The organism is Chryseobacterium sp. StRB126 (assembly GCF_000829375.1).
Taxonomy (GTDB): Bacteria; Bacteroidota; Bacteroidia; order Flavobacteriales; family Weeksellaceae; genus Chryseobacterium.
Genome location: NZ_AP014624.1, coordinates 3,559,867 through 3,572,285, shown reverse-complemented (window position 1 = coordinate 3,572,285; position 12,419 = coordinate 3,559,867). Strand labels below are relative to the sequence as shown.

The 12,419-nt window shown below is 34.5% G+C and carries 12 protein-coding genes and 2 pseudogenes; 9 read left to right on the top strand and 5 right to left on the bottom strand.

Translation table 11 applies throughout. The features are described 5' to 3' along the window. The first annotated feature begins 182 nt into the window (after positions 1–182). From CHSO_RS16280 to CHSO_RS16270, 3 genes are all read left to right on the top strand, one after another. A complete protein-coding gene (locus CHSO_RS16280; protein ID WP_084221004.1) occupies positions 183–812 on the top strand; it encodes an SGNH/GDSL hydrolase family protein in 630 nt (209 codons plus the stop codon). Then, positions 812–1,156, top strand: a complete 345-nt coding sequence (locus tag CHSO_RS16275; protein WP_045498186.1) for a gamma-glutamylcyclotransferase family protein — start codon at positions 812–814, stop codon at positions 1,154–1,156. Before CHSO_RS16280 ends, CHSO_RS16275 begins: the two co-directional genes overlap by 1 nt. 258 nt (positions 1,157–1,414) lie before the next feature. Then, the gene (locus tag CHSO_RS16270) at positions 1,415–1,873 is read left to right on the top strand and encodes a GyrI-like domain-containing protein (RefSeq protein ID WP_045498184.1); all 459 of its coding nucleotides are present in this window, start codon (positions 1,415–1,417) and stop codon (positions 1,871–1,873) included. Between the two features lie 94 nt (positions 1,874–1,967). On the opposite strand, the gene CHSO_RS16265 is transcribed toward CHSO_RS16270, so the two are convergent. Together CHSO_RS16265 and CHSO_RS16260 are read right to left on the bottom strand one after the other, a co-directional pair. Further along, positions 1,968–2,423, bottom strand: a complete 456-nt coding sequence (locus CHSO_RS16265; RefSeq protein WP_045498182.1) for a lipocalin family protein — start codon at positions 2,421–2,423, stop codon at positions 1,968–1,970. Between the two features lie 79 nt (positions 2,424–2,502). Continuing rightward, a complete protein-coding gene (locus CHSO_RS16260) occupies positions 2,503–2,856 on the bottom strand; it encodes a diacylglycerol kinase family protein (RefSeq protein ID WP_045498180.1) in 354 nt (117 codons plus the stop codon). A gap of 253 nt (positions 2,857–3,109) precedes the next feature. Between CHSO_RS16260 and dnaN the strand changes: the two genes are divergently transcribed. From dnaN to CHSO_RS16245, 3 genes and pseudogenes are all read left to right on the top strand, one after another. Next, the gene (gene dnaN, locus CHSO_RS16255; RefSeq protein WP_045498178.1) at positions 3,110–4,240 is read left to right on the top strand and encodes a DNA polymerase III subunit beta; all 1,131 of its coding nucleotides are present in this window, start codon (positions 3,110–3,112) and stop codon (positions 4,238–4,240) included. 476 nt (positions 4,241–4,716) lie between these two features. Further along, positions 4,717–5,547, top strand: a complete 831-nt coding sequence (locus CHSO_RS16250; RefSeq protein WP_045498176.1) for an AraC family transcriptional regulator — start codon at positions 4,717–4,719, stop codon at positions 5,545–5,547. 64 nt (positions 5,548–5,611) lie between these two features. Further along, a pseudogene (locus CHSO_RS16245) lies at positions 5,612–5,872 on the top strand (DUF417 family protein); the annotation flags it as partial. 48 nt (positions 5,873–5,920) lie between these two features. On the opposite strand, the gene CHSO_RS16240 reads toward CHSO_RS16245, so the two are convergent. Beyond that, positions 5,921–7,173, bottom strand: a protein-coding gene (locus tag CHSO_RS16240; RefSeq protein WP_144428915.1) for an IS3 family transposase whose coding sequence is annotated in 2 segments (ribosomal slippage) — positions 5,921–6,846 and positions 6,846–7,173 — 1,254 coding nt in all. Because the reading frame shifts where the segments join, the coding sequence is not laid out codon by codon here. Positions 7,174–7,228: 55 nt separating this feature from the next. Here CHSO_RS16240 and CHSO_RS16230 point away from each other — a divergent pair. Both CHSO_RS16230 and pheT read left to right on the top strand, forming a co-directional pair. Further along, positions 7,229–7,588, top strand: a pseudogene (locus CHSO_RS16230) (DUF417 family protein); the annotation flags it as partial. A gap of 249 nt (positions 7,589–7,837) precedes the next feature. Then, a complete protein-coding gene (gene pheT, locus CHSO_RS16225; protein WP_045498174.1) occupies positions 7,838–10,240 on the top strand; it encodes a phenylalanine--tRNA ligase subunit beta in 2,403 nt (800 codons plus the stop codon). Between the two features lie 55 nt (positions 10,241–10,295). Here pheT and CHSO_RS16220 read toward each other — a convergent pair whose 3' ends face one another. Beyond that, a complete protein-coding gene (locus tag CHSO_RS16220) occupies positions 10,296–11,333 on the bottom strand; it encodes a hypothetical protein (RefSeq protein WP_052480618.1) in 1,038 nt (345 codons plus the stop codon). Between the two features lie 379 nt (positions 11,334–11,712). Here CHSO_RS16220 and CHSO_RS16215 point away from each other — a divergent pair, with 379 nt between their 5' ends. Then, the gene (locus CHSO_RS16215) at positions 11,713–12,123 is read left to right on the top strand and encodes an META domain-containing protein (protein WP_045498172.1); all 411 of its coding nucleotides are present in this window, start codon (positions 11,713–11,715) and stop codon (positions 12,121–12,123) included. 51 nt (positions 12,124–12,174) lie between these two features. Here the strand turns inward: CHSO_RS16215 and CHSO_RS16210 are convergent, their stop codons facing one another. Continuing rightward, entirely contained in the window at positions 12,175–12,414 is a 240-nt protein-coding gene (locus CHSO_RS16210; RefSeq protein ID WP_002977986.1) for a hypothetical protein, read from the bottom strand. Positions 12,415–12,419 lie beyond the last annotated feature (5 nt).

Sequence of the window (12,419 nt, the reverse complement as noted above, 5' to 3'; positions counted from 1 at the left end):
TGTTTTCTTAGCTCTTCTTAATCACTTAAAAAATCTTAATGGTTCAAAATCCTATCAATATAATTTTATATTAAAAATTCCTTGCATATTAGCCAGATTCAGCAGATTTTATCTTACTTTGAAAAATATTTTAATTTGGATATTAGTAACGATTGAAGTCAATAAACAAAAGAATTAATTGAATGAAGAAAATAGTGTATGGCCTGTTCTTTGGGGACAGTATAACATATGGAGAATATGACGGCGTTTTTGGAGGCTGGGTAGATATTTTAAAGAGGTATGCCCTGCAAAGATTCCATGAAGGAAATGGTGATGAACTGATTTTATTCAATTTAGGAATCGGTGGTGAAACAACAGAAGGCTTATTGAAACGGATGCCTACTGAATTAAGCGCAAGAAATTCCGCGGATGGAAATCTGGTTTTCATAAGTTACGGAGCCAACGATCTTGCTATCAAAGAGGGAGTACAGATAGTGAATCCTGAACAATTTAAATATAATATCATTACAGCAATTCAGAATGCCCAAGAATTTTCTAAAGATATTTATTTGGTCAGTATTCTTCCTATTGCTAAAAATATAGATGGAGTAGTGGTGAGCTCAGGAAAATTAAGATCAAATGAAGACGTAATTGTTTATAATGATATTCTTAAGAGTGTTGCAGCAGATCACTCTCTGAAGTATATCGATTTTCATTCCGCATTGTTAGACGATAAAGAAGTTCTGCTTTCTGCCGACGGGGTTCATCCTAACGAAAAAGGCTATGGAATGATGGCTGAAATTGCAATTCCAATCATTGAAAAATATTTATAATGCCTTATTTATTTTCTTACGGAACCTTACAGAAAGAACAGGTTCAACTCGAAACATTCGGACGTATTTTACGGGGAGAAAAAGACTTTTTATTAGGATACAAACTCAATATGCTTGAAATTAAAGACCCGGAAGTTCTGAGGAAGAGTGGTCAGAAATATCATCCCGTTTTGGAGTTCTCCGGAAATGCGAATGATGAAATAGAAGGAATTTTATTTGAAGTAACAGATTCGGAAATCCTTCAGGCAGACGAATATGAAGTAGATGACTACAAAAGAATAGAAACCGTTTTTAAATCCGGTAATAAAGGATTCATCTATATAGGAGCATCTTCGGAAGTCTAAAACATATGTGTATTTCATAATTATTTAAAAATAACATAAGTAAATCTAAATATATCAATATCAACATCAATAGAAACGTGCTTTAGTCCGTTTTATATTTTAGCCCCATTCCATCAGCTTTAGCCAAAATATAAAAATCAATTGATAATTTATACCCTCAATTATCATCTATCAATCATCATTCATCAAAAAAGTCCCTCCTGACAAACAGTTGTCACAACTCCTCTCTATCTTTGGCCTACAATAAAAAATCAAGAAATGAATAACGTGAAAATTGAACCTTTTAAAGTAATCGGAATCGCAGTAAGAACAACCAATGAAAATGAACAGGCAGCAAAGGATATTCCGGTATTATGGGAGAAGTTTATGAAAGAGAATGTACATGAAAATATCCCAAACAAAATAGACAATACTGTTTATTCTATCTATACAGATTATGAAAAGGATCATACAAAGCCCTATACTACCTTATTGGGATGTAAAGTAGACAGTCTTGATAACATTCCTGAGGGAATGGTCGGGAAGTCTTTTGATGGCGGAGATTATGTAAAGTTTACAGCAAAAGGAAACCTTGCAGAAGGTTTGGTCATCAATGAATGGTTTAAAATCTGGAATATGGATTTAGGAAGAACTTTCACCGCTGATTTTGAAATGTATGGAGAAAAAGCCCAAAATCCTTCTGATGCAGAAGTTGATATCTTGATTGCTGTGAAATAAGCAGAACCTACAATAAAAACTCATATCCTTTTTTGCAATAAAAAAGCCTGCACATTGTAAAGATGTCAGGCTTTTAATATTTTAGGTGTAATGATTATTTATAAAAAACAGTTTTTACGTAATCATTGATACTGTCACCATTATAATCATAGTAGGCAGGAGTGAGAACAACTAGCTTGTGGAGGTTCAGTTCAAGAACTTCGGCTTCGTTATTGTTAATAGTAAGCTTCATTTGGGCAGAACTATACAGATAGGGTAATGTAGCTTCCGATTGTAAACAACCAGAACTTATACTGTTGTAATCGTTTACATAATACTTTCCATCATTTTTAAATTCATAAGTGCTTTTTTTCTTACAGTTATCAGGAACACTTTCGTTGATAATAATCTCTATATTATTTCCTGAAACCTGATATTCGGTCTGGATCTTCCATACTCCAAGAATATTAGTATTGTAGATATTGTTATTATTCTCTGTTGGGGTATTGTCTTCAAGACTGCACGAGGAAAAGGTTCCTAATGCTAACATTCCGGCCAAAATCTTTTTCATAAATGAATTTTTGACGAACTTAATGAAATTTCTTAAATGAACCTGAACATAATTTTAATTTTGATGCTTGTTGTTTCTGCTAAAAAAGATACTTCCAATATACAAGAATCCCAATAATCACAGAGGAAATGGCTATAAGTACAACTGCACCAGCTGCAATATCCTTAATAAAGCCAATTCTTTTATCAAAATCAGGTTGGATGATGTCACATATCTTTTCGATGGCTGTATTGAAAATTTCAGCGCTTAAAACAGTTGCAGAAGCTATAAGAATAAGGGCTGCATCAATAGAGGTAAGCTTTAAATAGAAAATAAGGAAGAGGTTAATAAAGAAAGCAAGGAGTTCAATCTGGAAGTTTCTTTCTGTTTTTATCATAACAAAAACACCCCGGAAAGCATTCAGGAAACTTTTATGGAGAGGAGGTTTTTGCATGCTTCTTTTATTTTTTTCAACAAAGATAGCTTTTGTATTTTGATTGTTGCGGCTAATCTGTTATATTTGAAATAGTAAGATTAGAATATATTCGGCTGTCAATATTTTGATGCAAAAATATACTGTGATGGAAACCAGAACGTAATATCGGGTCTGAAACCCCATTGACGATCTTTGTTAAAAACTCGTCAGGATTATTCTTTTCTTTGTTATATGTATTTATTATATTTGTAGAAACTTATTTTATAAATCTATGAAATTTATTATTTCAAGTGGTGAACTGCAGAAGGCGTTGCAAACTGTAAGTGGCGTAATATCAAGCTCTCAATCGAGACCGATTTTAGAAAACTATCTTTTTGAATTAGACGGAAATAATGTTACCATTACAGCATCTGACGGCGAGACAACTCTTGTAACTTCTCTGGAAGTAAAGTCTGATGACTCAGGTAAATTTGCTGTTCCTGCTAAAATTTTTCAAGATTTTATCAAGACATATGGAGAACAGCCTTTAACATTTGTTGTAAAGGACAATGCAGAAGGAACTGGAAGCCAGCTTGAGATTTTAGATGAAAAAGATAATTTCGCAGTAGCATTAGATAATGCTGATGACTATCCTGAATTACCGGAATTCGATGCTTCTCAAAGTGTCGTAATGCCGGCTGGAGTTTTGTCTGAAGCTTTAACCAATACATTATTTGCCACCAGCAACGATTCACTTCGTCCGGTAATGACAGGAGTATTATTCCAGTTTGGAGAAAACGAAACCAATTTCGTTTCTACAGACTCTCACAGGCTTGTTGTTTACAAAAGAGCAGACCTGATGAATGCTGAGCCAATGGAGTTTATCATGCCTAAAAAACCTTTGAATATCTTCAAAAATATTCTGGCAAGTTCCAATGAAGACGTGAAAATCGACTTCAATGAGAATATGGCTAAATTTACTTTTGGGAAACATATCTGGATCTGTAGACTGATTGACGGTAAATATCCAAACTATACAGCGGTAATCCCTAAAGAAAACCCGAATGTATTAACCATCAACAGAAACCTTTTATTAGGAGCAATCAAGAGAGCATCTATCATGTCTAACAAATCTACCAATCAGGTAAGATTCAAGCTTTCAGGAAATATTCTTCACCTTCATGCAGAAGATACGGAATATGCAAACAAAGCAGATATGCAAATCCCTTGTGATTATAACGGAGAAGATATCAATATCGGATTCAGCTCTAAATTCTTAACAGAGATGTTAACGATCTTAGGTTCTGATGATATCACCATGAAAATGTCTCAGCCAAACAGACCGGGAATTATTGAACCGCTTGATGGTCTTGAAGAAAACGAAAATATCTTAATGTTATCAATGCCGGTAATCGGATTGTAATATTAAAAACAAATACTAAAAAAGCTGGAGTAATCCGGCTTTTTTTGTTTCCAATCCGAGAATTTAAACCATTAAGAAAAGTAAAGACTTTGAGGTAAGTTAAGCTTCATCAAAGATGAATTTAGGATGTTGCTTAATCAATAGCTTAGCTATTTCCTTAACCTTTCTTATCTTCTTAGAAACATTAATGGTTCAATATATTTTCAAATTTTCCTGCATTATAATTTAAACGCTAAGATCGCAAGAAGAGACATCATAAAACTGCATGTTTTTGTTCGCAAGGGCATTTCATTCAGCAGAGGCAGTGAGTTATAACCTAATTAAGATGTAGAAAGTAAACAGTCATTCCTTGCTGAGTGAAACGCCTTTGCGTTCTTTAAAAAATAATTATATAATTGTAAAATCTTAGCGTACGCTGCGTTAAAAAACAATTCAAAATGTAAGTAAAATAGTATCGTAGATTATAACTCTAAATTATGGAAGTGAAAATACAATCTTACAAGTCATCAGATTTTATTTCAGAATTTACTACTGAAAACTATATTGTGATGATATGGAAGGGGGTAGGAGTATTTTCCGTAGATGGAATCAATTATTCTTATAGTGGCCATAATATTCTGTTCCTTTCACCTTATCAGAAACTGAAATTATTTTCCGATTCAGTAGAAAGTATAGACGTTCTTCTTTTTCACGGAGATTATTATTGTATTGAATACCATAAGAATGAAGTTGCTTGCAATGGACTTCTTTTCAATAATATCTATCTGAATCCTGGTATAGAACTTTCAAAAGAGAATTATGAATACATTTTGGAACTTTTTAATCATATAAAAAAAGAAGAAATAGAAAATCATCAGTTTTCACAATCTATCATTAAAACTTACATCCAGCTGATTCTTGCCATCTGCAGCAAGCGGAAAAGCGGGATTGAAAATAACCAGGCCATCAATGAAAAACTGCCCAACAAAAACGCAGTGGAATTTCAAAAATTGTTGGAAAGCAACTTTAAAAAAGAAAAAGAGCTTTTGTTTTATAGTGATAAACTCAATGTTACCAATAATACTTTAAGTAAACTGGTCAAAAAAGAATTTGGTAAAACACCGAGTCAGTTAATGAATGAGAGAATCATTCTTGAAGCTAAAAAATGGCTTCATTTAACGTATCGTTCTGTCAAAGAGGTTGCTTCAGAATTGGGGTTTGATGACGAATTCTATTTCAGCAGGTATTTCAAAAAATCCGTTGGCTGTTCTCCGAAACAATTCCGGGAAAAAGTAGGCATTTCCGTAGTGGCAAAAATGTCCATGTAATATCCTGAAATATCTATGTTCGGGCTGTAGGTATGTGAATACCTTTGTTAAAAAAGTAAATCATATGCAAAACGGTAGATTATACAACCAGCTATTAAAATTAGACGTCTGTTTCTTTAATTTTCTGAGAATATCAATATTTGTGGTTATGGCTTGGATTGGCGGCCTTAAAGCCTTTCAATATGAAGCTGACGGAATAGTTCCTTTTGTTGCTAATAGCCCATTCATGAACATTTTCTATAAAAATGCAGAAAATAAAGTGTTGAATGAAGATCAAAAGCTGGTTTCAGAGTATACATTGTATAAAAATCCGGAAGGAAAAGTTAGTGACTAGTCCTGAAAAAGGTTGACTAGTTTAATATTTCAAATATACTTAAATCAGAGTAGGAATTTTCCTATTCTGATTTTGTTTTTTATAGGTTTTTAATTTCACATTATTTTTCATGTGCACTTGGCTTGGAATATTATAATTCAAAGAAAAATGAGGTCTTAAATTATTGTAATAATAGATTGATTGATCAAGCTGTTGTGAGAGATTTTTAAAGTCTTCAAAGGTATCGATCAATCCAAATTCATATTTCAGAATACCATTGACTCTTTCGGCTACAGCATTTTCATAAGGGTCTGAGTTCTCTGTCATACTGATGAGAATGTCATTATTCTTCAGCATTTCAGTGTATTCTTTACTACAATACTGCAGGCCTCTGTCTGAATGATGAATTAGGGGATGTTTGTAGACTCGATTCTTTATAGCCTGTTTTAATGCTTTCAACGTAGAGCTTGTCTGTAAATTATCACTCAATTCATGTCCTACAATTTTCTTTGAATAGGCATCGGTAATCAAATGAAGATAATAATTCCTCTCTTTGGTTTTCAGATAGGTAATGTCTGCAACCCAGACTTTCTCTGAACATTCCAACTCTTTTTCTTTGATAATATTGGGGTACTTCCTCATCCAATGTCTGGAATTCGTTGTTTTAAAGTAGCTGTGTCTTCTGGGGATTAAAAGATAATTTGATCTTAAAATCTTAAACAAGCGATCTCTTCCTATATGAAGTTTCTCTTTTTCAAAATCATCCTTAAGTAAGAAGTAAAGTTTTCGAGTCCCTATTTTAGGCATCTTTTTACGAATTGATAACACCAATTCTATAATCCTTTCTTGATTATTTGTAGAATCAGATTGTTTTCTTCTTTTGTAATAAGCTTGTTTACTGTGTCCAAACAATCGGCAGATATCTTCCAGTGAAAGATGCGTATACGGCCTTATTTCCTGGATTGATTGGAACCAGACTTTTTTACAATCTCAATCTTTAGCTCACGCTCTGCTATTTCTATAAACTTCCTAAATACCTTAAGCTCTTCTTCCTTTTTTAACAAAGCTGCCTCAAGTTCTTTAATCTTTTGTTGCTGTGGATCTTTCATGGGTCTACCTTTACTTAGTTTTGTTTCGTAAGTAAAGTTACCATATTTTATTAACCAGCTGGAAATACATGAATTACCACGAATATTGTATCGTGTCTGTAATTGTGATTTCGTAAATAATCCCCGTTCATATTCGGAGACAACCTGTCTTTTGAAAGCCTCGCTGTATTCCTGTACAGGGAATGCTATTTTTTTTGAATCCATAAGAGTGACTGTTTTTATGATTTTATAGTCAACTTTTTTCAGGACGAGACATAGTAAGAAAAACATTGACTGGCACACAGAAAACGGAACCTATGTCTTTTCTTACGGATTGGGTACGATGATTTTTGTGATAGGGATTCTGGTTTTACTGGGAATTTGGTTTCCTAAAATTGGAGCAGTGGGAGGCGTTTTAACGGCTCTCATGTCATTAGTTACTTTATCTTTTCTGGTGACCACTCCTGAAGTATACGTTCCTAACCTTGGTGGTGATTATCCGACACCTCAATATGGGTTTCCTTATCTTTCAGGAGTAGGGCGTCTTGTGGTAAAAGATATCATTATGATGGCTGGCGGGCTTGTTTTATTCTCCGATAATCTGAAGAAGGTTTTGAAACCATCTGCTCAGGTATTTTAAATGGCTTACTCGAATTTTATGAAGAAGCACGGTGGAGATTGATTTATCCAACCTTCCGAAGAGAAAAAAAAGAAAATTAATTCTCTTAAAATCGCTCTGAAATTTCTGTATTTCTCAAAAAAACACGACATTTGTACCGCGAAAAACCGAGTCAATCATTGGACGGAATTTCAAATAAAAGTTTCAAAAATAGAGCAAATGAAGCCTCTCGTTTCGTTTGACGAATTAAACAAGTAGATAGATAAACAAATGAAAATATCAAACAACTGGCTGAAAGACTTTGTAAAAACGGAATTGAAAACTGAAAGAATCGGTGAGTTCCTTACAGACATAGGTCTTGAGGTTGAAGGGATAGATAAATTCGAAAGTGTAAAAGGCAGTCTGGAAGGAATTGTTGTAGGTAAAGTGTTAACCTGCGAAAAACATCCGAATGCTGATAAGCTGAAGAAGACAACAGTAGACGTTGGAAACGGGAAGATATTGAACATCGTTTGTGGTGCTCCCAATGTAGAAGCAGGACAAACTGTGCCTGTAGCAGTTGTCGGAACAAAAATCTATGATAAAACCGGAAACTTTTTTGAAATTAAAGAAGCAAAAATCAGAGGTGAAGTTTCTCAGGGAATGATCTGTGCAGAAGATGAATTAGGTCTTAGTGAAGATCATGGTGGAATAATGGTTTTAGATGAAACCAAATATGAAGTAGGGAAGAACTTTGCAGACTATTTTGAATTGACAAATGATGAGGTGATTGAAATAGGGTTAACGCCAAACAGAACAGATGCAATGTCTCACTATGGGGTTGCAAGAGATCTGCATGCATTCCTTTCTACCAATCAGCAGAAATCTCAGTTTAACAAAGTAGCCTCAGAAGCTTTAAATAACGAAGGTTCTCACGATTTCAAACTTGAAATTGAAGATGCAGAGCTTTGTCCAAGATATATCGGTGCGGTGATTGAAGATGTAAAAGTTGCAGAATCTCCAAGCTGGTTAAAAGACAGATTAAAAGCAATCGGACTAAACCCGATTAACAATATTGTAGATATTACCAACTATATTCTTCACGGATACGGACAGCCGCTTCACGCATTTGATGCAGATAAAATTGCAGATAAAAAAGTGAAAGTTGGAGTTGTAAAACCGGGAACCAAATTCACTACGCTGGATGGTGTAGAAAGAACCCTGAACGGTACTGAGATCATGATTAAAGACGGTAAGGATACACCAATGTGTATTGCCGGAGTTTTCGGTGGCGAAAATTCAGGAGTGTCTGAAACTACAAAAACAATATTCCTTGAAAGTGCTTACTTTAATCCGGTAGCGGTAAGAAAAGGAGCAAAAGTTCACAGTTTAAATACAGATGCTTCTTTCAGATTTGAAAGAGGGGTAGACCCTAACCTTACCAGAACAGCGATTACTCACGCTATTAAAATGATTCAGGAAATTGCTGAAGGAAAATTGATAGGGGAGCTTTTAGAAGAATATCCTAAGAAAATAGAAGATAACTATGTGATTTTAAGATTCTCTAAAATTGAACAGATTTTAGGAACAAAAATTCACAGAGAAAAAGTAAAAGAGATTCTGAAGGCATTGGAAATTCAGGTTTTAAATGAAATTCCTAACGGTTTTGAAATTTCTGTTCCTGCTTACAGAGCAGACGTAACAAGAGAAATTGACGTTATTGAAGAGATTTTAAGAATCTATGGATACAACAAGATTGACGCTCCTCAAAAGATTTCGTTTACACCGGTTAAACTAAGTGCGAACGATCAGGATGAATTGGAGAACAACTGGGCGAGAGCTTTACAGAACCTTGGTTTCCATGAAGTAATGAACAACTCACTAACTTCTGTAAAAGATGAAACAGATGCTGTAAAACTGTTGAATCCTTTAAGTGGTGATCTTGCATTCATGAGAAAGTCTTTATTGGAAGGACTTCTTCAGAATACCGTTTACAATATCAACAGAAAGAACGAGGATATCAAATTCTTTGAATTAGGAAAGATCTATCACAAAAAAGATAAATACGAAGAAAGGAAACAGTTAGCTATTATCGTTTCAGGAAGAGATGTTGCTGAAAACTGGTTACAGCCTAAATCTGCAGTAAGCTTCTACAACCTTAAAGCTTATGTAAAAGTTTTATTGGAAAGATTAGCAGTAAACTATAAAGAAGTAGCTTTAACTGACGAAAGATTCTCTGATGCATTAGCGTATGAAGCAGATGGTAAAGTCTTGGTAAGAATCGGAAAAGTAGCTCCAGCATTGTTGAAAGACTTTGACATCGATCAGGATTGCTTCTATGCTGAAATTGAACTTGAATTGGCTCAGGAATTACGTTCTAAAAACGAATTGAAGTTTAAAGACATTCCGAAATTCAACAAGATCAGAAGAGATTTAGCTTTATTGATTGATAAGAATATTAACTATCAGGAGTTATATCAGACAGCAAAGAAAAACAAATCTCCATTCATTAAGAGCATCAACCTATTTGATGTATACGAAGGGAAAAATCTTCCTGAAGGTAAGAAGTCTTATGCAATGAGCTTCGAGCTGTTAAACGAAGAAAAAACACTGGAAGAAAAGGAAATTGCAGAAGTAATGGATTCCTTAATTAAATCTTTTCAGAAAGAATTCAATGCAGAGTTAAGATCATAATAAAGATATAACAATTTAAAAAGAGGCTGTCTTTTGAGACAGCCTCTTTTATTTTTTAATTTTGAAATTTTACAAAATCCAGATAAAAAGTAGGGTTTCCTCCATTGAAGGTTGTAGGAACTACTAAATTAGTTTTCCCGGCAACTACAGTATAAGTTCCCGGATTGGCAAAATAAAGGACTCGGTTTTGATCTCTTGGAAACATAAAGGCCGCGGTATTAGATCCGCAATAGCTCCTCCATACATCCCCAATACCATTAATGTAGAAGAAATAATCATTACATTCTGAATTAATGGCTATACCACAACGGAAAAAGTACCATCCCTTGGCCGGAATAATCACACTCAGTCCAGTGTTATACGGGCCTCCTGCTGGGCCAGTGAAAGGATTTACAAGGGTTCCGGAGGCGGGAGTCCAGGCATTGGCGAAAGCTGTTACAACAGTATTAGACCACGTTGCCACACCTGCTGGGTCACTCGTAAGCACTTTACCCAATCCCTGAGTTCCATCAGTTATTTTTAAGGCCCCTGCTGTGGTTCCATTATTAATTTCCAGAGGAACAGAGGGAGTAGTGGTTCCTATGCCTACTCTGTTGTTAGCACCATCTACGGATAATGTAGTGTTGTTAACAGAGAAACCGTTAGTGGCGGAGGTTGTAAAGGTAAGAGGAAAATTACCCTGCAATATACTTGTGTTTCTGTTAAGGCTTCCTCCTAATTCTGCTTGAGTACCGTTTAAAGAAAGTCCGTTTGCTGCGGTTATGAGGGCATTGCTGCCTACCTTTTGCCAGATATTTCCATCAAAAAAATAATAGCCTTCTGCTGTGATATTAGCCGTCTTTGTGCTCGAGACTGTCACAGCGGATGTTGCATAGATAAGCGCTCCTTTCTGGTCTGTTCCGTAGCTGGTATCTCCTGCTTTAATCTGATCTCCTGTGAGTCGGGGAGCTATAATTCCTTCAGGCTGGCTGCCATCAGTAGTTTTAGCATTGATGTCAAGGCTTGCCTTAGGATTAGAAGTATTAATACCTACTTGGGAAAAAGCTAAATTAAAGGATACCAGAAACATGGCGGTGTAGAAGTTTTTTTTCATACTGTTTAAAATTAAAATCTTTTCAATTTTTTTAAGGTTTAATGTTTAATCTTGATACAATAAAATTGTTGTTAAATATTGATATTAGAACTAAATTAGTGTTAAATTTATTATTAATTTATGTTTACGTAAATAATCTTCTAAATTATGTATTTGTATTTGTTTATTGTTAATTTTTATTAATTATTTTTATCCATTGGATGTTCTATTTTAGAATGGTAATAGAGGAGAATAGGCATCCCTTTCGGAGCTGCAAGATGTATTATATTCTTTGGCAGGATAGATCCAAAATATAATGTGTTAAAGAATAATAAAATGAACCACAGCCCGTTTAAATAATATAAAATCCGTAAATTTGGGTTAATTCAAATAGTAAAAAATGAAAAATCTTTTTTTAAGTATATGTGCAGCAGCAGTATTGGCATCATGTGGTACCATGACAAGCCCTTCTGCTTCTAAAGTAGGAAAAGCTCAGCCGGCTCTTGCCAATACAAAATGGACTCTGGCTGATAACGTAAAAGGCAAAATTCCAACCTTAAATATTGAAGGAGAAAAAATTAATGGAAATGCAGGATGCAACAATTACTTCGGAACGGCTACCATAGATCCTTCTACAGGAGGTTTTTCTGCCGGTCAGATGGGTTCTACAAAGATGATGTGCAACAATATCGGAGTAGAGCAGAACTTTATGGATATGATGGGAAAAGCTAACAAATATGTAATTTCAGGAACTACCCTGGAGCTTTATAAAGACAATCTTTTATTGTTGAAATTCAATAAATCAGAATAAAAAAAGAAAAGGAACTCAATTTGAGTTCCTTTTTTATGATTTAGATTGTTATTAATCTTCCTCTTCTTCGTCGTACTTAGCCAACTCTTCATCGCACCATTTGAAAGCTGCCTCCACTACTTTTGTAGCTTCATCTGCCATAGTTTCTTCATCATCTCCTTCAAGATCATCTAACCACTCAACTTCCTCTTCCTCAACGTTTAGGATAAATCTTGGATATTCTGTATGAACTACGAATAGATCTTCTGGAAATTCCGAATTATCTGCTAATAAAAACTTTGGTAATTTCATTTTTT